The following is a 24,811-nucleotide window of genomic DNA, read 5'->3' on the forward strand; positions in this document are numbered from 1 at the left end:
ATGCGGGTCGCCGAACGTCGTCCGCTGCCGCTGCGGATCCGCACCGACGGGATCGCGCCGATCGTCGCGCTCCTGGTGGTGCTGCTGATCCTCGTGGCGTTCGTCCAGCCCGACTTCCTCGCGCCGTCGTCGCTGATGTCGTTCCTCGGGCGCTCCGCGCCGATCATCCTGCTCGCCGCCGGTCAGTACTTCGTGATCGTCTGCGGGGAGTTCGACCTCTCCGTCGGCTCCCTGGTCACGGCGCAGGTCGTCGTCGCCGCCCGGCTCATCGACAGCGATCCGTCGCACACCTGGCCGGTGGTCGCGCTGCTGCTCGTCGGCGGCGCGCTCGTCGGGCTGGTCAACGGTCTGGTCACGACGGTGCTGCGGGTGCCGTCCTTCATCACGACCCTCGGCATGTTCCTGATCCTCGTCGGCGCCGTGTACCTGTGGTCCGACGGCGCTCCGAAGGGCGGGCTCTCCGAGGAGTTCCGCCGCTTCGGGCGACGGGCCATCGAGGACGTGCCGCTGCTGGGCCGCATTCCGTACGCGCTGCTCGTCCTGGTGGTCGTCGCGGCGATCGCCGTCGTGCTGACGCGCTCCGACTTCGGTCGCACGCTGGTCGCGGTCGGGGACAATCCGCGCACCGCCGAGCTGAGCGGCGTGCGGGTCGCGCGCACCAAGACGATCGCGTTCATGCTCAGCGGCCTCGCGGCGGCGGTCGCGGCGATCCTTCTGGGCGGGTACAGCGGTGTGTCGTTCCAGGCCGGCGTCGGGCTGGAGTTCGGGGCGATCACCGCGGTCGTGCTCGGCGGGGTCGCCCTCGGTGGGGGCCGTGGCTCGGTCGTCGGGGCGATGCTCGGTGCCCTGACCCTCGAGACGCTCTTCGCGCTGATGAATTTCACCGGCGTCTCCGGTGCCCTCAGATCGACCGTCCAGGGCGTGATCATCCTGCTCGCCGTGGCGGTCTCGTCCCTGCGTTCCTCCTCCTCCAGATAAAGGTGATTCGATGAGACGATCCATGACCGCCCTGGCCGCGGCGAGCGTCCTGGTGCTCGCGGGATGCGCCACCGACGAGCCGACGGCGTCACCGTCGGGCACCGCCTCCGCGGCGGCCGGTTCGGGCACCGGGGAGCAGTCCAAGTTCTTCGTGCAGGCCGACTACGACAACGAGTTGGCCCTGCTCGACGCCGCCCCCACCGGGCCGGCCGACAAGCCGTGGGAGCAGGTGCTCAACCCGAAGATGGTGGACACCGCGAAGTTCAAGAAGCCCGGCAAGCACAAGATCTGCTTCTCCAACGCGGCGCTGAACAACCCCTGGCGGCAGGTCGGGTTCAAGACCATGCAGGCCGAGGTCGAGGCGCAGCGGAGCCGGATCAGCGAGTTCGTGCACGTCGACGCCGAGGGCAAGGACCAGAAGCAGATCGCCGACATCAACGACCTGCTCGGCAAGAAGTGCGACGCCCTCATCGTCTCGCCGAACACCACCGCCACGCTCACCCCGGCCGTCGAGGCCGCCTGCCAGGCGGGCCTTCCGGTGGTCGTCTTCGACCGGGGGGTCAACACCACCTGCCCGGTGACCTTCATCAACCCGGTGGGCGGCTACGGCTTCGGCCACGTGGGCGCGGAGTTCGTCAGCCAGAAGATGAAGCCCGGCGGAAAGCTGCTGGCCCTGCGCATCCTGCCCGGCGTCGACGTGCTGGAGACCCGCTGGTCCGCCGCGAAGATCGCGCTGGACAAGGCGAAGGTCGACGTCGTCGGCGTGGAGTTCACCGACGGCGACCCGGCCAAGACCAAGAAGATCGTCAACGACTACATCCAGCGGTACGGCACGATCGACGGCGTCTGGATGGACGCCGGAGCGGTAGCCGTGGCGGCGGTCGAGGCGTTCCAGGACGCCGGCAAGCCCGTACCGCCGATGAACGGCGAGGACCAGCTGGACTTCCTGAAGCTGTGGAAGGACAAGAAGCTCACCGCCATCGCGCCGACCTACCCGACGTACCAGTGGCGAACGCCGATCATCGCCGCGCTGAACATCCTCGACGGAACCCAGGTCTCCAACCCGTGGAAGCTGCCGCAGCCCACGGTCACCCAGGACAACCTGGACCAGTACCTCGACCCGAGCATGCCGCCGCTGCACTACGCGATGTGCGGCTGCCGTGACCTGCCCGGCTACCCGCAGCGCTGGAAGTAGGTTGCGGTGTACGCCATTGGCGTCAACCCCTGGGTGTGGGCCTCGCCGGTCGACGACGAGGCCCTCGCCCGGTTGATCCCGCGGATCGCCTCCTTCGGCTTCGACGCGGTCGAACTGCCGATCGAGCAGCCCGGCGACTGGGATCCGGTCCGTACGCGGGACCTGCTGGCCGCGCACGGCCTCGTCGCGGCCGGCGTCTGCGCGGTGACCCCGCCCGGGCGGGACCTGGTGGATGCGACGCCGGCCGTCGTCGAGTCGACGGTCGCGTACCTCATGGGGTGTGTGGCGAGCGCGGCGGCCGTCGGTGCGCCGTGTGTCGGCGGCCCGGTGTACGCGTCGGTCGGCCGTACCTGGCGGATGTCGGCGGCGGCCCGCGCGGCCTGCTACGCCGACTTCCGGCGGGCCCTCGCGCCGGTCGCCGACCGGGCCGGCGAGTGCGGCGTGACCATCGGCGTCGAGGCGCTGAACCGCTACGAGACGAGCGTGGTCAACACCGTCGAGCAGACGATCGAGGCGATCGACGGCCTGCCCCCGAGCGTCGGAATCATGATCGACACGTACCACATGAACATCGAGGAGGCCGACCCCTACGCGGCGCTCGCGCTGGCCGGCCCGCACATCAAGCACGTCCAGGTCAGCGGCACCGACCGCGGCGCACCCGGCGCGGACCACTTCGACTGGCCCCGTTTCTTCTCCGTCCTGCGGGGCACGGGTTACCGGGGCGCGGTCTGCATCGAGTCGTTCACGGCCGACAACGCGACAATCGCCACCGCGGCGTCGATCTGGCGGCCCCTGGCCCCCTCACAGGACCGCCTCGCCGTCGACGGCCTGCACCACCTACGGAAGGTCGTCGCCTGACCGGCGTCGGCACGTCCATGGTGTTAGCGCTAACGCCCACCCACCCGCCGAACCCGCCTCGTCGAGGCGTCCCCCCACCCCCCACCTCAGGAGACCGTCCCGTGTCCGTCTCATCCATCTCCGTGGCGCGCAGGCTCTTCGCCGGCGCCGCCACGGCGGCACTGACCGCCCTGGTCGCCGTGACCGCCTCGGCCACACCGGCCTCCGCGGCGACCACCACCCTCTACGCGTCCCCGTCCGGCAGCGGCAGCACCTGCTCCGCCAGCCAGCCGTGCTCACTGGCCGGCGCGCAGGCCGCGGTACGCACGCTCAACAGCTCCATGTCCGGCGACATCGTCGTGGAACTGGCCGACGGCGTGTACCGGCTCACCTCGCCGATGCGGCTGACCGCCGCCGACTCCGGCACCAACGGTTACCAGGTGATCTGGCGGGCCGCCGCCTCGGCCCGCCCGACGATCAGCGGCGCCCGGGCGGTCACCGGGTGGTCGCTCGTCGACTCCGGAAAGAACATCTGGCGGGCCAGCGTCCCGGCCGGGCTCGACAGCCGCCAGCTCTACGTCAACGGCGCCGTCGCCACCCGGGCGCGTACGGCCGTGAACCGCGCCGACTTCACCTTCACCACGAGCGGCATGCGGTTCAGCAACAGCGCGCTGAGCTACCTGAACAACCTCGGCAACCAGAACCGGGTCGAGGTGGAGAGCGTCGGCTCGTTCACCGACCGGTATTCGCCGGTGCAGAGCATCAGCGGCAACTTCCTGACCATGCAGCAGCCGGCGTGGAACAACAACACGTTCGGCTTCGACACCCTGTCCCGCCCGCACCGGGCCGGACCGTTCTACCTGGCCAACGCGTACGAGTTCCTCGACTCACCGGGCGAGTGGTATCTCAACCCCGGCAGCGGCCAGCTCAACTACATCCCGCTGGCCGGGCAGAGCATGAGCTCGGTGAGCGTGGAGCTGCCGCAACTGCAGTCCCTGGTCAACGTGGGTGGCACGTACGACGCGCCCGCGCACCACATCTCGTTCAGCGGGATCACCTTCACCGGCACCAGCTGGCTCGGCCCGAGCAGCAGCAACGGGTTCGCCGACCAGCAGACCGGCGCGCACATCGTCGGCACCTGGGCCCGTCCGTCCGACGCCCTGACCTCCTGCCAGGAGGGCTGCCCGCTGTTCGAGGCCACCCGCCCGAGCTGGGCCCAGATGCCGGCCGCCGTGCAGGTCTCGGCCGCCAACACCATCGCCTTCAGCGACTCGCAGTTCGTCAACCTGGGGCAGACGGCGATCGGTATCGGCAACGACGCCAACGCCCACGCCAGCGGCGTCGGCCTGGGAGCCAGCAACATCACGGTCACGCGCTCCGAGATCGCCCGCAACTCGGCCGGCGGCATCGTGGTCGGCGGTGTACGTGCCGACGCCCACCACCCCAGCGACCAGCGGATGGTCAACCGGAACATCACGATCAGCAACAACCGGGTGCACGACCTCGGTCTGGAGTACCGCGGCGTGGTCTCGATCCTGACCACCTACGTGAACACCGCGCTGGTCTCGCACAACGAGGTCTACAACATGCCGTACACCGGCCTGTCGGTCGGGTACGGCTGGGGCGCCAACGACGCCGGCGGCAGCAACCACTACGCCAACCGGGGTCTCTACAACTACCAGCCCCGCTACTCGACGGCCACCACCGCCGCCAACAACCAGGTCATCGGCAACTACATCCACGACGTGATGCAGCAGATGACCGACGGCGGGTGCATCTACACGCTGTCGGCGAACCAGGGCGGGACCATCAACGAGAACTACTGCCTGCGGACCAACGGCTGGTTCGGGCTCTACTTCGACGAGGGCTCGCGCTACTACACCGCCCGCAACAACGTGTTCTCCTCCACCGGCACCTGGGCCACCGCCAACTACTACTACGCCGAGAACATGGGCAACTTCACGGTCACCAACAACTGGTCGACCAACGGCAGCACGAACGTGACCAACGGCGACCGCGGCAACGTCGTCAACGGCAACGTCACGGTCTCGAACGGCAGTTGGCCGTCCGGCGCGCAGACGGTGATCAACTCTGCCGGCGTGCAGAGCGGCGGCAACACCAACCCGCAGAATGTCCAGCTCGTCGGCGTCCAGTCCGGGCGCTGCGCCGAGATCGGCAACTCCAGCACCACCAACGGGACGCAGGCCCAGCTCTGGGACTGCATCAGCGGCGCCGCCAACCAGCGGTGGACCCACACCGCGAGCCGGCAGCTGATGGTGTACGGCACCAAGTGCCTGGACGCCTCGGGTCAGGGCACCGCCAACGGCACCACAGTGGTGATCTGGGACTGCAACGGCCAGGCCAACCAGCAGTGGAACATCAACGCCAACGGCACGATCACCGGCGTGCAGTCGGGTCTGTGCCTGGACGCCAACGGCGCCGCGACGGCGAACGGCACGAAGCTCATCCTCTGGGCGTGCAACGGCGGCACCAACCAGCAGTGGCAGGTGCGTAGCTGACATCCGGTTCGCCCCGGCCGGCCGCACCCCGGCCGGGGCCCCCGGCGGCGGGCCACCGCAGATCGGGGCCCACCTTTGCTGCCGGTCATCGACCAGCAGATGTGTTAACGCTAACCCGAAACGGGGTACGCCCGCCCTCCGGGCGTACCCCGGCGTGTGCGCGGGCGAACGTGTTCCGGGCGGTGGCGGTGTTCAGCGGGGCCCAGCTCAGCGGGTGCAGCGGCGGCACCCAGCCCATCGCGTACTTCGGTCTGCACGGCATCACCGACTCGGTGCTCAACATCTCCTCGGGGCGGTCGTTGCGGGACACGTTCGTGCGCAACAACGGCTGCACGGCGCAGAGCCCGCGGGAGCCGGCCTCGGGCAGCCGCACGCACGTCACCACCGCCTACTCCGGATGCCGGGCCGGATATCCGGTGCAGTGGGCGGCGTTCGACAACGGTCACATGCCGGGGCCGGTTGACGGCTCGCCGCACGGGGCGGTCTCCGGTCCACGCGACCGGGGCCGCCCCGGTTCGCGTGCGGGGAGTACGTCGAGACATGGAAGTAGTTGAATTCGACGAAACGGCTCCGTAATATGACCGGCGTCTGCTGTTAACGCTAACAGTGGGCTCGTAGACATCATGATGCCCGCCTCATCCGGGCGGCTGTCCCTGGTGGACGGCATCACGAAAGGATGCTCCCGTATGAAGCGAATCGTCCGAGCCCGTCACTGGGGGCGGGCAGCCGCGGCCGGGCTGCTCGTGGCCGCCGCCCTCGTCGGCCTCCGTGCCCCGGGAGCCCAGGCGTTGGAGAATGGCGTCGCCCGGACACCCCCGATGGGGTGGAACAGCTGGAACTCGTTCGGTTGCAACATCAACGAGGGGCTGATCCGCCAGACGGCCGACGCGATGGTCAGCAACGGCATGCGCGATCTCGGCTACCAGTACGTAGTGGTCGACGACTGCTGGTTCAACCCGAACCGCGACAGCTCGGGCAACCTCCAGGGCGACCCGACCCGCTTCCCGAGCGGGATGAAGGCGCTCGGCGACTACCTGCACGCCCGGGGGCTGAAGTTCGGCCTCTACCAGGTGCCGGTCGACAAGACCTGCGCCCAGTACTTCAACAGCTACCCGGGCGCGACCGGCAGCCAGGGCCACGAGGCGCAGGACGCCCGGCAGTTCGCCGCCTGGGGGGTCGACTACCTCAAGTACGACTGGTGCTCCCCGAACGGCAGCATCAGCGAGCAGGTCACCACCTTCGCGAAGATGCGTGACGCGCTGGCCGCGACCGGCCGGCCGATCCTCTACAGCATCAACCCCAACAGCATCCACGCCAAGACCGGTCCGCAGCGCAACTGGGGCGACGTGGCGAACATCTGGCGGACCACCGAGGACATCACCAACGCGTGGGACACCGGGCAGACCAACGGCTACCCGATGGGCATCCAGAACATCATCAACGTCAACGTCCCCCTGGCGCCGTACGCGCGGCCGGGTTCGTTCACCGACCCGGACATGATGGAGGTCGGCCGGGGCGGCATGAACGACACCGAGATGCGCAGCCACTTCGCGATGTGGGCCGTCATGGCGTCGCCGCTGATCGCCGGCAACGACGTGCGCAACATGAACTCCGCGACGCAGACCATCCTCAAGAACGGCAACCTGATCGCCATCAACCAGGACTCCCTCGGGTTGCAGGCCAGCCAGGTCTCGTTCGACGGCACCCGCCGCGTGCTCGCCAAGCGGCTCGCCAACGGTGACGTCGCCGTCGCCCTGCTCAACCAGGGCGGCTCGACGACGACGATCTCCACCACCGCCGCCGCAGTCGGCAAGTCCGGCAGCTCCTTCACCCTGGTGGAGGCCTGGAGCAACGCCACCACCACCAGCACGGGCAGCATCTCGGCCAGCGTCCCGGCGCACGGCACTGTGGTGTACCGGGTCAGCGGTGGCGGCACCAGCACCCCGCCGCCGACCACGCCGCCGCCCGCGACCACCTCCTTCGCGCTGGCCAGCGTCGCCTCGGGCCGCTGCCTGGACGTCCCGCAGAGCAACACCACCAACGGGACCCAGCCGGTGATCTGGGACTGCAACGGGGCAGCCAACCAGCGCTGGACCCTCAACGGCCAGACCCTCCAGGCGCTCGGCAAGTGCCTGGACGCGCCGACCAACGCCACGGCGGGCAGCAAGGCCCAGATCTGGGACTGCAACGGCGGGGCCAACCAGCGGTGGACCCTCAACTCGAACGGCACGATCAGCGGGGCGCAGTCCGGCCTGTGCCTCGACGTCAACAACAACGGGACCGCCAACGGGACCACGGTGCTTCTCTGGACCTGCACCGGGGCCGCCAACCAACGGTGGACCCAGCGCTGACGGTGGTGCCGACAGGTGCGGGCCGGGGCGCAGTCGCCCCGGCCCGGACCTGTGTCGTCGCGGTCCTGCCCTCGGTCGCCGGCTCGTCAGCCGGCGACCGGGTCAGGTTCAGGTCGCGGCCGCCGTCCTCGCCGGCTGGATCGTCAGCCCGGTCGACGCGTCGTAGCGCACCGGAACGGGGTCGGTGAGTTCACCGACGAACGACCCGTCGACGTGGTCGAGGAAGCCGATGAGCGACCAGTCGTCGGCCGGTCCGGGGACCAGTCGGGGCGCGTACAGGTGCGGGTGGGTGACCGGCCGGGCGGCCGCGACGTCCCACGGGCCGCGGACGCCCTGCCCGGTCGCCACCCAGATCCGGTGGTCATCGCGCCGGGCGCCGGCTGTCGCGTCGGTGGAGAACAGCAGCAGAGGCTGCCCGTCGACGACCGCGACCTGAGGCACCTCCAGGTGACCGAACCCCGCCGGGGTCGACAGCGGCGGTCGGACGGTCCAGGTGAGCAGGTCGGGGGAGGTGGCGTGGCCGACGACGCCGCGCGTGCCCGTCGCTCCCGTGTTGGCGCGCGCCGTGATGAGCATGTGCCAGCCGTCGCCGTCCGGGTCGGGAAACACCCAGGGGTCGCGCCACGCCTGCTCGTACCACAGGTCGGTGTCGAGCAGTTCGTACCACGTCGGGTCGGCCTGCACGACGGGCCCGGAGCCGTGCCGGTGCCAGGTGATCAGGTCGTCGGAGACGGCCAGACCGATCCGTTGGACGAGGCCGTCCTCGGCGCGGGAGACCCCGGTGTAGTACAGGTACCACCGCCCGTCCGGGCCGCGGACCGTGCACCCGGTCCAGGTCGCGAGGTCGTCCCAGGCCGGCGCGTCGGCGGCGACCAGGGCGTCGGCGACCAGACGCCACGTGCGCAGGTCCGTCGAGACGGCGTGGCCGATCGAGGCACGGCGGTGGCGGCGGTGCGGGTCGTGCAGGGCGCGGGACGCGCGCAGGAAGAACACGTGCCAGAGGCCGTTGTCGTCCCGCGCGTACCAGCTGTCCCACACCCAGTGGTCGGCTAGACGAAGCATGGCCGGAAAACTAGCACTAAACCGGTTTAGCTGACGAGGGCGTCGCCCTCGCCCCGCTCTTCGGCGGCCCGGCTCAGCCGGCGGGGGGCGCGAGGGACCGGCGTCGGCGCAGCGGCATCGCGACGAGTGACGGCTCGGCGGCGCCGCCGTCGAGGAGCAACTCGACCGCGCGCCGCCCCATCTGCTCGTGGGGCAGCGCCGTGGTGGCCAGGCTGGGACGCAGCCAGGCGGCGATCGGGTCGTCGTCGAACGAGATCACCGAGATGTCGTCCGGAACGCTCAGGCCCGCCTCGCCGAGCGCCTGGTAGGCGCCGAAGGCCAGCCGGTCGTTCATGCAGATGACCGCGCTGGGTCGCGACGGCCTGCTCAGGAGCCCGCGCATGGCGGCGTAGCCGTGCTCGGGCAACCACTCGCTGCAGAAGCACTCCGCGAGGAGGCTCACGCCCGCGTCGCCCAGCGCCTGCTGGATGCCCCGCAGGCGGGCCCGGGCGGCGAGGGAGACCTCCGGGTCGTCCTCCTTGAGCCGGTTGCGGCCGATCAGCGCGATGGCGTCGCGGTGGCCGTGCTCCAACAGGGCGGTGGCGACGGAGCGGCCGGCCCGGTCGTCGTCGGGAAGGACGCAGGGCAGGCCGTCGGCGCTGGTGGCGTTGAGCAGCACCACCGGGCCGCCGAGGATGGCCGGGGGCACCGTCAGCCGCCGGGTGGCCATGGCGGCGTAGATCACTCCGTCGACCTGTCGGTCGAGCATCGCCTCGATGGCGTACTGCTCGAACGTGGCGTCACCCTGCGTCTCGGTGATCAGCAGCACGTGGTCACGCTCGCGGGCCGCGTCGAGCGCGCCGCGGATGAGGCCGCCGGCGAAGCGGGTGGTGGCGACGATGTCGGAGACGAACGCGATGGTCGCGGTCTTGCGGGTACGCAGGCTGCGCGCCGCGAGGTTGGGCCGGTAGCCCAGTTCCTCGGCGGCGGCGAACACGCGCTGGTGTGCCTCGGCCGAGAGCCGCGTGCCCTCCCGGCCGTTGAGCACCATCGACGCGGCGGTCTTGGACAGCCCGGCTCGCCGCGCGACGTCGGCCAGGGTTGCTCTGTTGCGGCCCATCAGTCCTCCGAATCAGGCGCGGTGCCACGGGCCCCGCTCCTGCCCATCATGATGCGTCGGCGCGCGGAGGCTGGCCCCGGTCGGGTCGGGCGTGGTGTGACGTCGATGTTTCCGGACCGTTGCCAGGTTGTCCTTGACAGCCTCCCGTGTCACGCGCATGCTCTGCTAAATCAGTTTAGCGACCACTTTTGGCGCGTCTGGAGACGACGTCGGCCGCCGCGCCGAGGGTCAACTGTGGCCGAACGTCTGCCGGGGCCGGGCGACCCGCCACGACGTACCTGTCGTAGCGGTTCACCCGATCACGGTGGTCCGGTGGAGCCGTCGCGCGGCCCTGGGTCGCGGGACGCGCGGAGGAATCTAGGAGTCATGAAATGGCAGATTTGCTGACGAAAATCCCACGACGCAGAGCGCTCGTCCTCGCTCCGCTGCTGGTGATCGGGCTCGCCGCGACGGCGTGCAGCGCTCCGGGAGCCGACCGGTCGTCGACCGCCGGGGCCGACGCCGCCGTCAAGACCGACCTGGGCACCGCGCCGGTCAAGCTGGAGATGTACGCGGAGACCGGCTTCCCGCTGGCCAAGGCGCTCGCCGACGAGTTCACCAAGCAGCACCCGAACGTCACGTTCGCCATCCGTGAGGACCAGTTCACGGTGATCGTGGAGAACGCGCCCCGCGTCATGGCCTCGGACAACGCGCCGGACATCATCCGGCTCCCCACGATGGTCGACCTGGTGAAGGACGACCTGCTCAAGAACCTCGACCCGTACGTCAGCGCGTACGGCTGGGACAAGTTCCCGGCCTCGCAGCTCATGCAGCTGCGCGTCGGCGACAACACCCGGGGCACCGGCTCGCTCTACGGCATGGGGCTCGGCTACAGCGTCACCGGTGTCTTCTACAACAAGAAGCTGGCCAGCCAGGTCGGCATGACCCAGCCGCCGGCCACCGTCGCCGAGTTTGAACAGCTGCTGGCGAAGGCGAAGGCCGGCGGGGTCCAGCCGATCATGCAGTTCAACAAGAACACCGCGGGCATCAACTTCCCGCACCAGGCGCTGCAGAACCAGTTCGGCGACCCGGCCCAGGTCGCCGACTGGATCTTCCAGAAGCCGGGGGCCACCTTCGACACCCTGGCCGCGTTGAAGGCCACCCAGACCATCCAGAAGTGGGCCCAGGCCGGCTACTTCCCGAAGGACGCCAACGCCCTGGACTACGCGGGCATGGTGGGGCAGTTCCAGAAGGGCAACGGCCTGTTCATGTTCAACGGCGACTGGGAGTCGGCCAACCTCGACAAGGCGATGCCCGGCAACGTGGGCTTCTTCCTGTTCCCCGCCGAGACCGCCGGTGGCAAGCACGTCGCGATGTCCGCCCCCAACACCTTCGGCGTCTCGGCGAAGGCCAAGAATCCGGACACCGCCGCGTACTTCCTGAACTGGGTCCACACCAACGCCAAGGCGCGGGAGATCGCCGTGACGGTCGGCGGTTCCAGCCCGGGTGGTCCGAGCGACCTCCCGGTGCCGGCCGCGGCCCCGAACACGGTGCTGGCCGAGACCCTCAAGGCGGCGCAGCAGCTCGGGGCCGAGAACGGCGCGGTGGACTTCACCGCCAACGCGACCGGTGGCATCTTCGCCGCCGCCATCACGCCGGAAATGCAGAAGCTGGTCGCCGGCCAGCAGACGCCCGAGGGATACGTGAAGGCGGTCCAGGCCGAGTACGCGAAGGAACTGTCCCGATGACGTCTGCCCTCGGCAGCGCACCAACCGGGCGGGACGACCAGGTGTCGTCCACGGGCCGTCCCGCCCGTTCCACGTCCACGCGGGCCCACCGACGCCGGTGGGCCCGCGCGGCCGGAACCGGCTGGTTGTACGTCCTGCCCGCCCTGCTCATGTACGCGGTCTTCGTCCTGCGCCCTCTCGCCCTGACCGTCCAGTACTCGTTCTACGACTGGAACGGAATCGGCGTCGCCCGCTGGGCGGGCCTGGACAACTACGTCACCGTGTTCACCGACAGCGACCTTCTGAAGATCATCTCCAACGCGATCATCCTGATCGTCTTCTTCAGCCTCATCCCGGTCGCGCTCGGGCTGCTGGTGGCGAGCATGGTCCGCCGGATCACCACCGGCGCGTTCGGGACCGTCGTCCGGACGATCCTGTTCCTGCCGCAGGTCATCCCACTCGTCGCGGCCGGCATCGCGTGGAGTTGGCTGCTGTCGACCAACGGGCTGGTCAACCAGGTGTTGCGCGCGCTCGGACTGGGTGGCCTCGCCCGCGCCTGGCTCGGCGACTTCGACACGGCGCTGCCCGCCGTCGGGGTGATCGGCGCCTGGGTACTGCTCGGTCTCTGCACGATCCTGCTGGTCACCGGCATGAGCAAGATTGATCCGGCGCTCTACGAGGCCGCCCGGCTGGACGGCGCGGGGCCGGTCCGCGAGTTCCTCGCGGTCACCCTGCCCAGCCTGCGCCAGGAGATCGGGGTCTGCCTCACCGTCACGATCATCGCCGCTCTGGCGAGCTTCGACATCGTCTACATCTCCACCAGCGGAGGCCCCGGTCTGCAGACCACGGTTCCCGGTCTGGAGATCTACCGCCTCGCCTTCTCGCAGCGTCAGGTCGGACTGGCCTCGGCGCTCGCCGTCGTGCTCATGCTGCTCGTGCTGGCGTTCGTGCTGCCGATCCAGCGACTGACCCGGGGGGAGAAACCGTGAACCTGAGCCGACGTGAGCAGGTGACCGGGCGGGTCTTCCTGATCGCCCTGATCCTCGTCACCCTGCTGCCGTTCGTGAGCATGCTCTCGGCCGCCCTGCAACCGCGCGGCACCGTGCCCGACGGGCTGGCCTGGCCGTCCGACCCGCAGTGGGGCAACTTCGCCGACGCGTTCACCGCCGCCAACATGGGCGCGCTGCTGCGCTCCAGCCTGCTCATCGTGGCCGGCGTCGTACCCGTGTCGGTGCTCATCGCCACCATGGCCGGCTTCGGGCTCGGTCAGCTGCGGGTGCCCGGCGGCCGGCTCGTCTTCGGCCTGCTGCTGCTCGGCCTCACCCTGCCGTTCGAGGCCGTGGTCACCCCGCTCTACTACCAGATGCAGGACTTCGGGCTGCTCAACACCCGGTGGGCCATCATCCTGCCGCTGATCGGCCTCTACATGCCGTTCGCGGTGTTCTGGATGCGTGCCCACTTCACCAACGTGCCGGTCGAGCTGTCCGAGGCCGCCCGGGTGGACGGCAGCAGCACCTGGCAGCTGTTCTGGCGGGTCCAGGTGCCGCTGGCCCGCCCGGCCATCGCGTCGCTGACGATCCTGATGTTCCTGTGGACGTGGAACCAGTTCCTGCTCGCGATCGTCCTCGTCGACGACGCCACCAAACGCACGATGGCCGGGGCACTCGGCGCGTTCCAGGGCCAGTGGGGCACCGACCTGGTGCTGCTGTGCGCTGGTTCGCTGCTGATCCTCACCCCTACCCTCATCGTGTTCCTGATCTTCCAGCGACAGTTCATCAAGGCCCTGATCCAGGGCTCACTGAAGGGATAGGCAGTGGCCACGCAGCCGCAGATCCACGGCGACGTCGACGACCGCTACGGGCGCGTCGCCGACACGTTCCGCGACAACTTCACCTCCCGGGGCGAGGTCGGCGCCGCGGTCACCCTCTACGTGCGGGGCCGCAAGGTCGTCGACCTGTACGGCGGGCTGGCCGACGCCCGCACCGGAGCGCCCTGGACGGCGCACACGCCGGCCGTCGTCTTCTCCTGTACCAAGGGGCTCCTGGCGATCTGCGCGTACCTGCTGGTGCAGCAGGGGCGGCTGGACCTCGACGCGCCCGTGACGCGCTACTGGCCCGAGTTCGGCCAGCACGGCAAGGCGGACATCCCCGTACGCTCGCTGCTCACGCACCAGGCCGGCCTGCCGGCGCTGGACCGACAGCTGACCCTCGACGAGGTGCTCGCCTGGGATCCGGTCATCGCGGCGATCGAGGCGCAGACGCCGCTGTGGCAGCCGGGCACCGCGCACAGCTACCACTCGATGACCTACGGCTGGCTCATCGGCGAGGTCATCCACCGGGTCACCGGCCAGTTGCCCGGCGCGTACTTCCACGACACCCTCGCCCGGCCGCTGGGACTGCGGACCTGGCTCGGGCTCCCCGCCAGCGAGCGCGACACCGTCGCCTGGAATCTGGCGCCACCGCCGGACGCCGATCCCTTCGTCGACCCGGTCGCCGAGCGGGGCATCACCATGGGTGGCGCGTTCGCCTTCCCCGCCGACGCCGACGGTCTGGTCAGCTTCAACGACCCAGCCATCCAGGCCGCCGGGGTCCCGGGCGCGGGCGCGGTTAGCACCGCGGACGGTCTGGCGCGGGTCTACGCCGCCTGCGTGTCCGACCTCGGGGATGGCCCCCTGCTCACCGGGGCGTCGGTGGACGACGCCGTGGTCGTCCGCTCCCGGGGTCAGCAGCGACACGGCCCGCCCGACACCGGCCAGCGCTGGGGCAGCGGCTTCCTGCTGCACTCACCGCCGGCGCGGCCGCTGCTGGGGGAGCGCAGCTTCGGCCACGACGGCGCCGGCGGAAACCTCGGCTTCGCCGACGCGCGCCACGAGGTGGGCTTCGGTTACGTGGTCAACCAGATGTACGGCGCAGGCGACGAGCGCGCCAACCGGCTCACCGCTGCCGTCCGCTCCTGCCTCGACGGCTGAGCCGGCAGGCCCCGGTGTGAGTGGGCGCCGCAGGGGGTAGGCAGGACGTCGACGGCAGCCAACCAGCGAGATGCTGCCACTATCCGACGGTGGACCCCGCGCAGGCGCTTGCCGAGTTGAGCCGGATCAGACTCGACGAGATCAGCCTCGACGACATGCTGCTCCGGGTGGCCACGCTGGCCAACCGGAGTGTCCCCGGCGCCACGGAGGTCTCGGTCACCCTGGTCCGGGGTCGCCGGGGTTGGACCGCCGCGTCCACCGGCGATCTGGCCCGCGAGCTGGACGAGCGGCAGTACGAGCAGAATCGGGGCCCGTGCCTGGACGCCTCGGCCAGCGGCGGCACCATCTCCCTGCCGGACATGGCCATCGAACAGCGCTGGCCGCAGTGGGCGCAGCGGGCGCGTGACGTCGGCGTGGGCAGCTCGTTGTCGATCGGGCTGCCGATCCAGGAGTCGGTGGTGGGGGCGCTCAACGTCTACGGCGGCACGGCGCACGCCTTCGATCCACCGGCGGTCGCGGTCGCGGAACACTTCGCCGCGTACGCGGCGGTGGCGCTGGCCAACGCCCACCTGTACGACAGCGCCGCCACCCTCGCGGAGCAGTTGCGGGAGGCGATGCGCAGTCGCGCGGTGATCGAGCAGGCCAAGGGGATCATCATGGGGGAGCGGCGGTGCACGCCGGACGAGGCGTTCGCGTTGCTGTCGAAGATCTCCCAGGACACCAACCGCAAGGTGCGTGACGTCGCGGAGGCGCTGGTCGCCAGGGTGGCCCAGCGGGCTCGGGTGTGAGCCCCGGTTCAGCCGAGCAGGATGGCGACACCGCGTGCTCCCCGGCGGCGGGTCGCCGGGGAGCACGCACTCCGTGCGCCGCGGCGATCAGTCGCCCGCCGTGGCCGGCTTGCTCTGGCCGAGCAGCCAGCGCAGGATGCCGCTGTCGGAGTAGGTCGGACCGAACGCCGCGTGGTAGTCCGGCAACGAGAACGCCGCGTCGGCGTACTCGGTGTAGTGCACCAGCGCTTCCGCCTGCTCCGGGCTCTTGCCCCGGGCCACGTACGCCTGTCGCAGCAGCGCCGAGGAGTTCCGCGCGCCGGTGACGTTGAGCAGGTGGTCGTGCTCGCCGTGGGTGATCCAGAGCGGCACCTCGGCCGCGGCGATGGCGGTCGCCTGCGTGGCGTTGACCGGGAACCCGCCGGTCACCAGACCGCCGGCGAACAGGTCCGGCCGCTTGGCGAACGCCTCCCACAGCAGTTGGGAGCCGTACGACACAGTTGTCGCGTACACCCGGCGGGTGTCCACGGCGAAGTCGCGGACGAACGTGTCGAGCAGCTTGACCAGCAGGTCGGCCTCGGCGGCCCCACCCACCCGCTGGTGCTGCGGCGCCAGGACGATCACGTCCTCGGTGCTGCCCGTCCAGCTGGGTTGCAGCCACGCGGTCGCCGGGATGTCGGCGGCGAGTTGGACGCCGAGGTTGTCGCCGTCCCAGCCCATGCCGTGACCGGGCAGCACGACCATCAGCGGGTACCGGCGGCCGGGCTGGTAGTTCCTCGGCAGGTGGTAGTGGTACGGCAGCACCATTCCGCCGCTGAGGAAGGAGCCGTAGGTGAACTCGTCGACCAGTTGGTTGACCGGCTTCTCGGTGACCGGACGGGACTCGCGCGGCGTCGCCCGGGCGAGCACCGGCCCCTTGCCGGCCCCGCGACCGGGCTGGCCGTGCACGTCACGGCGCTGGACCACACGGGTCGGCAGGTCGGGGTTGACCTTCACGGTGCACAGGAACGTCGGGCACTTGGAGACGATGACCGTCCACCCGCCCGGGTCGTCCGGGTCCAGCTCGACGATGACGTACCTGCCGGGGGCCGACCGATGGTCGCCCCGGGTGGACGGCACGCCGTTGGTGTAGGTGTGCGTGACGGTCCGGTCGGCGAGCTTCGGCAGGTCCTCGATCGGATTGAAGCGGAAGTTGTAGATCGTGTCGGCGACCGTGAAGGTGGAGTTGTCGAGGGTGCGGGGGTTGACCGTCGCGCTGTACTCGATCGCCACCGCGGAGACCTTCTGGCCGTACGTCTGGACGGTCGTGATCGGGGTGATGCTGCGGATGGCGTCCCCGCCACCCGGACCGCCGCCCGGGCTTCCGTACGCCGTGCCTGCGGCGGCGGTCAGAACGAGGGTGGCGAGCAGTGGTATCAGCCCTCTGCGCAGTCTCATGTGACTCCCTTCCCGACGGCGCACCCGCCCGCAGGCGCCGTACCGACGAGAGGAAGGACCGGAGCGGGTCGCCGCTAAACTGATTTAGCAGAGCATGGTGCCGCCCTGGACAGGTGTCAATACCAGGTGGACGACGACGTCGACATGATCGACGGCCGGAACGGACGGCACCCCCGGGGCGCGCGGCAGGTCCGCGACGCCCCGGGGGTGCCGGGGTGGTGAGCTGAGCGAGGACGGATCAGCTCGCGGTGCAGGTGGGGGTGCCGGACGGGCTGGCGCCAGTGCCCTGGAAGCCGAACTCGGTGCTGGCTCCCGCGCCGACCTGGCCGTTGTAGTCGACGTTGCGGAAGTCCACAGTGCCCGACGAGCCGCTGGCCTGCGCGCTCCAGGTGTTGGTGACGGCGGTGCCCGAGGGCAGCGTGACCCGGACCGTCCAACCCCGCAGCGCCGACGAACCGGCGGTGACCTTGACGGTGGCGACGAAGCCGCCGTTCCAGGAGTTCAGCGACACCGAGGCCGAGCATCCGTCACCGGTCGGCGGCGGAGTGGTGGGCGGCGGGGTCGTGGGCGGCGGCGTGGTGGGCGGCGGGGTCGTCGGCGGCGGAGTGGTCGGAATAGGCGTTCCGGAGTTCAGGGCGTTGAGGACGGACGTGTACGCCGCCTTCTTGTTGCCCGAGCGGTCGAACAGCAGTGGGTTGTCGTTGCCGCGCCACGAGTCGCTGTCCCGGACACCCCACACGGTGATGCCCGTGCAGCGGGAAATGGCCAGGCATGCCCGCGTCACCTGGGCGTAGGCGTTGGCCTGGTTGGAACCCTGGGTGATGTCCAGCTCGGTGATCTGCACGTCGACGCCGAGGTCGGCGAAGCGCTGGAGGTTGGCCTGGTAGTCACTGGGCACCGAGGTGCCGAGGTGGGACTGGAAGCCGACGCAGTCGATCGGTACGCCGCGGGACTTGAAGTCGCGCACCATGTTGTAGATGCCTGTCGACTTCGCGTTGATGCCGTCGGTGTTGTAGTCGTTGTAGCAGAGCTTCGCGCCCGGGTCGGCGGCGCGGGCGGCGCGGAACGCCGCCTCGATCCAGTCGTTGCCGGTGCGTTGCAGGTTGGAGTCCCGTCGCCCGCCGCTGCCGCCGTCGGCGAAGGCCTCGTTCACCACGTCCCAGGCGTAGATCTTGCCCCGGTAGTGGGTGGCGACCTGGGTGACGTGGTTGATCGCGGCGTTGCGCAGCGCGGTGCCGGACAGGCTCTGCGCCCAACCCGGCTGCTGCTGGTACCACAGCAGCGTGTGGCCGCGGACGATCATGCCGTGCGCCTGGGCGTGGGCGACGATCTGGTCCCCGCCGCTGTAGCTGAACCGGCCCTGCTGCGGCTCGGTGGCGTCCCACTTCATCTCGTTCTCGGGAGTGAGCTGGTTGAACTCCCGGTTCACGATGGTGGCGAACTGGCTGTCGGACAGCTTGAAGGCGGGCACCGCCGCGCCGTAGTAACGGCCCTTCTCGGCCGCCGAAGCGCCCAGAGTGGTGCCGGCGTTGGCGGCCGAGGTCACCGCCACCGTCGCGGCGACCGCCGCGAGGGTGGCCGCGAGTGGCATCAGCACCCGACGGCCCCGGAACCGGGGTCGCGGTGCGCGTTCGTCGGGGATCTTGTCCATGGTCCTGCCTTTCGAGGTGGTGGCGGCCGGAGTCGAGGGGTCGCTGCCGGACCGGTGGTGGGCCGCCCGTGGGAAACGCGCGGGGCGGATGTGGGCGAGCCCGGGACGGTGCGACAGGTCGCCGACGGCGATGCCTGCGGGCGGACGTCATGACGGAGCGACCGCGTGCGGACGCGGGAACACGGCGTACGCCGAACAGGTGTGGCTCGGACAGGTCACCGACCGTCGACCGGGTCGCGGGACCCGATGCCCTTCGAGGTGTCGGCAACTCCGAGTGGGAGGGACGTGCCCTCGACTCCTTGGCGGAACATAGCATGTTATCGATAACATGCTCAAGGTGAGCGGTGGTCGGGCAGCGCGACTCTGCGGCGATGACGCTCACCCGGCGGCGGTCAGGCGTTATCGCTAACAGTGGCCTGATGCGACGGTGGTCGGCAGGACCTGTGCCGCAGCCCTTCGCAGGCAACGCTTTTTTGGTCCGACGTATGGTGCGCGAAACGTCCATAACGATGCCACAACATGGCGGTAAGACCTTGGCAACATGAGCGTGACCATGGCAAGGTAACGCCTGATCGCAGGAAACATCCGATCTATCGCGCAGGCGCTGCGGGGAGTGGCCCCGTGTGTGACGTCCTGGGGAGGTCCGGTTGGAAAGGAATGCGTCGATCACCGGCGGGGACGTAAGTCGAGCCGGTGACACAGTGGACGACAGCCGGGGCCGGCGATGAGTGCGGCCGAGGCGACCGCGGAGCCCCAGGGCGGCGCGCTCAACGACTGGTTGCGGGAGCGCATCTCCCACGCGCTCAGTGAGTTCACGGCGGCCACCGCACTCGTCGTCCTGTTCATCGCGTTGAGCTTCGCCAGTCCCTACTTCCTGACGGCCGACAACCTGTTCAACATCGGCGCGCAGACCGCGGTGATCGCCATCATCGCCACCGCGCAGACGATGGTCATCATCACCCGGGGCATCGACCTGTCGGTCGGCTCGGTCGCCGCGCTCGCCGGCGTGGCGGGAGCGATGGTCGTCCGTGACCTGGGTTTCGGGCTCCTGGCGGCGACGGCTGTCGCGATCGGTGTCGGTGCCCTGGCCGGGCTGCTCAACGGCCTGCTGGTGACCGTCGCCCGGATACCCCCGTTCATCGCGACGCTGGGGACGATGTCGGTCGGCCGTGGCCTGGTGTTCATCATGACCGGCGCGGTCGGCGTCTACGGTCTGCCCCGGTCGTTCCAGCTGCTCGGCAACGGCGAGATCATCGGTATCCCGTTCGCCGTGGTGATCACCGCGGTGGTCGCCGTCGGGGTCGCGTTCCTGCTCTCGCAGACCCGCTTCGGGCAGTACACCTACGCCATGGGGTCCAACCTGGAGGCCGCCCGTCGCTCGGGCATCGGGGTGGGCCGCCACCTGACCTACGTGTACGTCCTGGCGGGTGTGCTGGTCGGTCTGGGCGGCATGATCGCCGCCTCGAGGGTCAACTCCGGCCAGCCGAACTACGGCATCTCGTTGGAACTCGACGTCATCGCGGCCGCGGTCATCGGCGGCGCCAGCCTGTTCGGGGGGCAGGGCCGGATCGTCGGGACCATCATCGGCGCCTTCCTCATCGCCCTGGTCCGCAACGGCGCCGTCCTGCTCGACATCAGCATCCACTACCAGCAGGTGATCGTCGGCCTGATCATCTGGGCCGCCGTCTACTTCGACCAGTACCGCCGTCGGCGGCTGGAGTCACGGGGCTGACATGCCGTTCCCGGAGTTCGACAGAGGAAGGACGCACACCATGTCACACACCACCACCAGCCGACGGCCACGAGGGCGTCTTCTGCGCGCACAGGTCATCGTCGCCGTCGCCGCGGCGACCGCTCTGCTCAGCGCCTGCGGCGGAGTCGAGGTCCGCGACGGAGGCGACGGCGCGACCAAGGACGCGGCCGGGCCGCTGAAGCTCGCCGTCGTGCCGAAGGCTGTCGGGGCCGACTACTGGAACACGGTGAAGGCGGGTGCCGAGTGCGCCGCGCAGCGCGCCGGTGACGTCACGGTCCAGTGGGACGGGGTGACCACCGAGACGGACGTCGAGGGTCAGGTCAACCTGATCCAGAACTTCGTCACCAAGAAGGTCGACGGCATCGTCTACGCGGCCACCGACTCCCGCGCGTTGGCGCCGGCCACCGACCAGGCGCTCGGCGCCGACATCCCGGTCGCGATGATCGACTCGGGGACCAGCCCGCAGCCGTCGGGCGTGCCGCTCTTCGCCACCGACAACAAGGCGTCGGCCGTCGAGGCGGCCAAGCTGCTCGCCACCGAACTGGGCCCCGGCAACCACGACGTGGCGCTCGTGGAGTTCCAACCCGGCTCGCAGACCAACACCGAGCGGGTCGACGGCTTCAAGGCCGGCCTCGCGCAGTTCCCCAACCTCAAGCTGGTCGGGCAGCAGCCAAGCCGCAGTGACGTCAACGAGGCGCGGCGGGTGACCGAGAACATCCTCACCGCCAACCCCAACCTCGCCGGCATCTTCGCGGCCAACGAGCCGAGCGTCCTCGGGGCCGCGCAGGCCATCCAGGCGGCCGGCAAGTCCGGCAAGGTGGTCATCATCGGGTGGGACGCCGCCCCCGACGAGATCGCCGGACTGCGCAACGGCCAGATCTCGGCGCTGGTCGTGCAGAACCCGTTCAAGATGGGCTACTTCGGCGTCGACAAGATGGTCAAGCACCTTCGGGACAAGGCGCCGCTGGCGTCCGCGGACACCGGCGTCACGTTCGTCACCAAGAAGAACATCGACTCGGCGGAGATCAAGGCGGTGCTCGAGCCCAGCTGCGCCAACCCCCCGGTGCAGTGATGGACGCCGCCCCAACCACCACCGTCGGGACCGACCAGCCGGCCGCCGGCGAACCGCCGGTCCTCGAAGCCCGTGGCATCGTCAAGCGGTTCGGCCACGTCGAGGCGCTGCGCGGCGCGGACTTCACCGTCGGCAAGGGCGAGGTCGTCGCCCTCATCGGCGACAACGGCGCCGGAAAGAGCACGCTGATCAAGACGCTGTCCGGTGTGCACCCTCCCGACGAGGGTGAGATCCGGGTGGGTGGTCGTCCCGTCCACTTCGCGACGCCGGTGGACGCCCGGCGCGCGGGGGTGGAGACCGTCTACCAGGATCTCGCGGTCGCCGACGATCTCAGCGTCGCCGCCAACCTCTACCTCGGGCGGGAGATCCTGCGCTCGGGGCCGCTGGGCCGGCTGGGGCTGCTCGACAAGCGCGCCATGCGCCAGGGTGCCGCCGCGGCCCTCGCCGAGCTGGGCGTGCGGATTCCGCGGGTCACCACGCCGATCGCGATGCTGTCCGGTGGGCAGCGGCAGTGCGTGGCGGTGGCGCGGGCGATCATCTGGGCGACGAACGTGGTCATCCTCGACGAGCCGACCGCGGCGCTGGGCGTCGTGCAGACCGGGCGGGTGCTCGACGTCGTCCGCCGGGCCCGTGACGCTGGCATGTCCGTGGTGCTGGTCAGCCACAACATGCCGCAGGTGCTCGAGATCGCCGATCGGGTGGAGGTGCTGCGCCTGGGCCGACGGGCGGCCCGACTGCGTGCCGACGAGGTCACCACCGACGACCTGGTCGCGGCGATGACCGGCAGCACCGGCGCGGAGCGGGACGAGCGGTGACGGCGGTCGCCCGCCCGTGACCGGGCGCGGGGGACCGGCATCGGTTCCCTTGGCGCGCGGAGCGGGCGGGCGATCACTGCGCCTGCGCGTCGACGCCCGTCTCGCTCTCGTCGGGCAACCCCTGTAGCGATTCCTCCACACCGATCAGGTGGTTGGCCATCCGGGTGCGGGCCCGCTCCGGGTCGCGCGCCCGCAGGGCCTTCAGGATCGCCACGTGCTCGTCGTGGGTACGCCGGTCCGCGCCCTCCTCGTGCAGGCTCCGCCAGAGTCGCCCGCGGAGGGTGCGCCCGGCGAACGCCTCGATCAGGCCGATGAGCACCGGGTTGTCGGCGTGCGCGGCGATGATCCGGTGGAACGCGATGTCGATTTCCATGATCCGCTCGTGGTCCTGCGGCGACCGACCGGCGATCCGGGCCGCCTCGTCGAGCAGTTCCCCGGCCTGGGCGAGGGCCTCGTCGGTGATCCTGGTCGCCGCCAACCGGGCGGCCTCGCACTCCAGCAGGCGGCGGACGGTGTGGATGTGCCGCCCGTCGCCCTGGCCCTGGAAGTCGACGACGAAGCCCATCGGAGCGAGCAGCTGCGGCGCGTCGAGGTTGGTGACGTACGTGCCGTCGCCCTGACGGATGTTGACGATGCCGAGGATCGACAGCGCCGACATCCCCTCGCGCAGCGATCCCCGCGAGACGCCGAGGGACTCGGCGAGATCCTTCTCGATGGGCAGCCGATCCCCGGGCTTGAACGTCCCTTCGAGGATCATCCGCTTGATGCCGTTCACCACTTCGTCGGTGCGGGACATGACACCTCCTAGCGGCCGGCGGGGGTGGCCGTCCCACCCGCGATGACGTACGGCTCCGGAGATGACACCGTAGCCGGGTCTGCCGTGGCCCAGTAGAGGCCGTCGGGGAACCGGTACCGCGCGATCGACTCGGGGTGCATCCGGGTGGAGTAGCCGGGCGTACTGGGCAGAACGTAACCGCTGCCCCAGCCGGTGTCCCGGACGACACACGGGTCGGTGAAGTGCTCGTGCAGGTGGTCGACGAACTCGGTCACCCGGCCGGTGAGATCCCCCGAGATCGCGACGTAGTCGAGCACCGACACGTGTTGCACCATCTCGCAGAGCCCGACGCCGCCGGCGTGCGGGCACACCGGGACGTCGAACTTCGCGGCGAGCAGCAGCACGGCGACGATCTCGTTGATGCTGGCCAGCCGACCGGTGTCCAACTGGCAGAAGTCGATGGCCTCGGCCTGGAACAGCTGCTTGAACATCACCCGGTTGTGGCAGTGCTCGCCGGTGGCGACGCCGACGGGTGCGACGGCACGGCGGACGGCCGCGTGGCCGAGGATGTCGTCCGGGCTGGTCGGCTCCTCGATCCACAGTGGGGAGAACTGGGCGAGTGCCTTGACCCACTCGATGGCCTGGTCGACGTCCCACACCTGGTTGGCGTCGATCATCAGGTTGCGGTGCGGGCCGAGGATCTCCCGGGCGATCCGGCACCGCCGGATGTCGTCCTCGAGGTCGGCGCCGACCTTGAGCTTGACGTACCCGTAGCCGGAGTCGACTGCCTCCTGGCACAGCCGGCGCAGCTTGTCGTCGCCGTAGCCGAGCCAGCCCGCCGAGGTGGTGTAGGCCGGGTAGCCGGTGCGCCCCAACTCGGCCAGACGGTCGGCCTTCGTGCCCTGCTTGGCGCGCAGGATGGCCAGCGCCTCGTCCCGGGTCAGCGCGTCGGACAGATAGCGCAGGTCGGCGATGTCGACGAGTTGCTCGGGGGACATGTCGGTGAGCAGCCGCCACAGCGGCTTGTCCGCGAGTCGCGCGGCCAGATCCCAGGCCGCGTTCAGCACTGCCGCCAACGACAGGTGGATGACGCCCTTCTCCGGCCCGAGCCAGCGCAGCTGGGAGTCGGAGGTGAGCAGGCGGTAGACGGCCCCCATGTCGGCGGCCATCGTCGTCACGTCCATGCCCACCAGGCGGTGGGCCTGGTGCACCGCCGCCGCGACGACGATGTCGTTGCCCCGACCGATGGTGAAGGTGAGGCCGTGACCGGCCAGCGGCACGCCGGCGCTGTCGACGCCGTCGGTGTGCAGGATGACGTAGGCCGCCGAGTAGTCGCCGTCCTTGTTCATGGCGTCGGACCCGTCAGCGGTCAGCGAGGTGGGGAAGCGGACGTCCTCGACGGTGACGCCAGTGATCTGCGGCATGCGCTCCTCGCCCGACTAGGCTAAAGATCTGATGATCATTTGGAGTATACGGAGGCTCGATCGGGTGCGTCAACGACATCGATCGACCTGTGCCGATATAGATCTAATGTTTTATGCTCGTGGGCGGCCTCCGGTGACCGCGTCCGTTCCTCACCCGTCGGGGCGTCCGCCCGGCCCGTCGGACGAACGGACGCGTCGGGGTTGCGACGGGTGTCGGGTCGCACCGGCGCTGCTTGCCGACCCTCCCGCAGGCCGGTCGACCTGCTCTGCCGCGCTACGGACCGGTTCGCGCGGCACCGCCCCGGCCGGAGCCGGGTGGTGCCGTGAACATCGGCGGGGCACGATGAAGATTAGATGTTCACCGCGATGATGGACGTCGGCTGTCCGAGGCCGCACCGGTGC

At 70.1% G+C, this 24,811-nt stretch carries 19 protein-coding genes and 1 pseudogene; 14 read left to right on the forward strand and 6 right to left on the reverse strand.

The window, feature by feature from the left end; translation table 11 throughout:
• From AB0B97_RS01500 to AB0B97_RS01525, 6 genes and pseudogenes are all read left to right on the forward strand, one after another.
• Complete coding sequence (locus AB0B97_RS01500) at positions 1-978, forward strand: ABC transporter permease (RefSeq protein ID WP_234583996.1); 978 nt, start codon at positions 1-3, stop codon at positions 976-978.
• A gap of 10 nt (positions 979-988) precedes the next feature.
• Positions 989-2,173 (forward strand): substrate-binding domain-containing protein, encoded by a 1,185-nt coding sequence (locus AB0B97_RS01505; protein WP_357489708.1) that lies wholly within the window; start codon positions 989-991, stop codon positions 2,171-2,173.
• Between the two features lie 6 nt (positions 2,174-2,179).
• Positions 2,180-3,031 (forward strand): sugar phosphate isomerase/epimerase family protein, encoded by an 852-nt coding sequence (locus AB0B97_RS01510; RefSeq protein ID WP_357489709.1) that lies wholly within the window; start codon positions 2,180-2,182, stop codon positions 3,029-3,031.
• 101 nt (positions 3,032-3,132) lie between these two features.
• The gene (locus AB0B97_RS01515) at positions 3,133-5,529 is read left to right on the forward strand and encodes a ricin-type beta-trefoil lectin domain protein (protein ID WP_357489711.1); all 2,397 of its coding nucleotides are present in this window, start codon (positions 3,133-3,135) and stop codon (positions 5,527-5,529) included.
• Positions 5,530-5,681: 152 nt separating this feature from the next.
• Positions 5,682-5,999 (forward strand): annotated as a pseudogene (locus AB0B97_RS01520) (glycosyl hydrolase); the annotation flags it as partial.
• A 216-nt stretch (positions 6,000-6,215) separates the two neighbouring features.
• Positions 6,216-7,880 carry a ricin-type beta-trefoil lectin domain protein gene (locus tag AB0B97_RS01525; RefSeq protein WP_234583982.1) on the forward strand — a complete coding sequence of 555 codons (1,665 nt, stop codon included), beginning with the start codon at positions 6,216-6,218 and terminating at the stop codon, positions 7,878-7,880.
• 108 nt (positions 7,881-7,988) lie between these two features.
• On the opposite strand, the gene AB0B97_RS01530 is transcribed toward AB0B97_RS01525, so the two are convergent.
• Both AB0B97_RS01530 and AB0B97_RS01535 read right to left on the reverse strand, forming a co-directional pair.
• On the reverse strand, positions 7,989-8,942 hold the full coding sequence (locus AB0B97_RS01530; protein ID WP_357489712.1) for a family 43 glycosylhydrolase: 954 nt from the start codon (positions 8,940-8,942) through the stop codon (positions 7,989-7,991).
• A gap of 73 nt (positions 8,943-9,015) precedes the next feature.
• Positions 9,016-10,041, reverse strand: coding sequence for a LacI family DNA-binding transcriptional regulator (locus tag AB0B97_RS01535; RefSeq protein ID WP_357489714.1), 1,026 nt, complete (start codon positions 10,039-10,041; stop codon positions 9,016-9,018).
• 371 nt (positions 10,042-10,412) lie between these two features.
• Between AB0B97_RS01535 and AB0B97_RS01540 the strand changes: the two genes are divergently transcribed.
• The 5 genes from AB0B97_RS01540 (at position 10,413) to AB0B97_RS01560 (ending at position 15,503) form a co-directional block, all read left to right on the forward strand.
• Positions 10,413-11,768, forward strand: a complete 1,356-nt coding sequence (locus AB0B97_RS01540; protein ID WP_357489715.1) for an extracellular solute-binding protein — start codon at positions 10,413-10,415, stop codon at positions 11,766-11,768.
• Positions 11,765-12,736, forward strand: a complete 972-nt coding sequence (locus AB0B97_RS01545; protein WP_234583976.1) for a sugar ABC transporter permease — start codon at positions 11,765-11,767, stop codon at positions 12,734-12,736. The genes AB0B97_RS01540 and AB0B97_RS01545 overlap by 4 nt, the downstream gene beginning before the upstream one ends.
• The gene (locus AB0B97_RS01550; RefSeq protein WP_234583974.1) at positions 12,733-13,557 is read left to right on the forward strand and encodes a carbohydrate ABC transporter permease; all 825 of its coding nucleotides are present in this window, start codon (positions 12,733-12,735) and stop codon (positions 13,555-13,557) included. Before AB0B97_RS01545 ends, AB0B97_RS01550 begins: the two co-directional genes overlap by 4 nt.
• Positions 13,558-13,560: 3 nt before the next feature.
• Positions 13,561-14,715 (forward strand): serine hydrolase domain-containing protein, encoded by a 1,155-nt coding sequence (locus AB0B97_RS01555; RefSeq protein WP_357489717.1) that lies wholly within the window; start codon positions 13,561-13,563, stop codon positions 14,713-14,715.
• Between the two features lie 89 nt (positions 14,716-14,804).
• Entirely contained in the window at positions 14,805-15,503 is a 699-nt protein-coding gene (locus AB0B97_RS01560; RefSeq protein ID WP_357489718.1) for a GAF and ANTAR domain-containing protein, read from the forward strand.
• Positions 15,504-15,590: 87 nt separating this feature from the next.
• On the opposite strand, the gene AB0B97_RS01565 is transcribed toward AB0B97_RS01560, so the two are convergent.
• Together AB0B97_RS01565 and AB0B97_RS01570 are read right to left on the reverse strand one after the other, a co-directional pair.
• Entirely contained in the window at positions 15,591-16,919 is a 1,329-nt protein-coding gene (locus AB0B97_RS01565; protein WP_357489720.1) for a hypothetical protein, read from the reverse strand.
• 238 nt (positions 16,920-17,157) lie between these two features.
• Positions 17,158-18,570 carry an endo-1,4-beta-xylanase gene (locus AB0B97_RS01570; RefSeq protein ID WP_357489721.1) on the reverse strand — a complete coding sequence of 471 codons (1,413 nt, stop codon included), beginning with the start codon at positions 18,568-18,570 and terminating at the stop codon, positions 17,158-17,160.
• Positions 18,571-19,294: 724 nt separating this feature from the next.
• On the opposite strand from AB0B97_RS01570, the gene AB0B97_RS01575 reads away from it, so the two are divergent.
• Genes AB0B97_RS01575 through AB0B97_RS01585 form a run of 3 tightly spaced genes read left to right on the forward strand, consistent with a single transcriptional unit; the run spans position 19,295 to position 22,210 of the window.
• Complete coding sequence (locus AB0B97_RS01575) at positions 19,295-20,302, forward strand: ABC transporter permease (RefSeq protein ID WP_357489723.1); 1,008 nt, start codon at positions 19,295-19,297, stop codon at positions 20,300-20,302.
• A gap of 40 nt (positions 20,303-20,342) precedes the next feature.
• Positions 20,343-21,395, forward strand: coding sequence for an ABC transporter substrate-binding protein (locus tag AB0B97_RS01580; RefSeq protein WP_234583968.1), 1,053 nt, complete (start codon positions 20,343-20,345; stop codon positions 21,393-21,395).
• Positions 21,395-22,210, forward strand: coding sequence for an ATP-binding cassette domain-containing protein (locus tag AB0B97_RS01585; protein ID WP_234583967.1), 816 nt, complete (start codon positions 21,395-21,397; stop codon positions 22,208-22,210). The genes AB0B97_RS01580 and AB0B97_RS01585 overlap by 1 nt, the downstream gene beginning before the upstream one ends.
• 73 nt (positions 22,211-22,283) lie before the next feature.
• Here the strand turns inward: AB0B97_RS01585 and AB0B97_RS01590 are convergent, their stop codons facing one another.
• Together AB0B97_RS01590 and AB0B97_RS01595 are read right to left on the reverse strand one after the other, a co-directional pair.
• Positions 22,284-23,006: a FadR/GntR family transcriptional regulator gene (locus AB0B97_RS01590; RefSeq protein ID WP_234583961.1), complete on the reverse strand. Its 723-nt coding sequence runs from the start codon at positions 23,004-23,006 to the stop codon at positions 22,284-22,286.
• Between the two features lie 8 nt (positions 23,007-23,014).
• Positions 23,015-24,409: an L-fuconate dehydratase gene (locus AB0B97_RS01595; RefSeq protein WP_357489726.1), complete on the reverse strand. Its 1,395-nt coding sequence runs from the start codon at positions 24,407-24,409 to the stop codon at positions 23,015-23,017.
• Between the last annotated feature and the right edge of the window lie 402 nt (positions 24,410-24,811).

Origin of the sequence: Micromonospora sp. NPDC049004 (assembly GCF_040649315.1) — a bacterium.
GTDB lineage: Bacteria > Actinomycetota > Actinomycetes > Mycobacteriales > Micromonosporaceae > Micromonospora.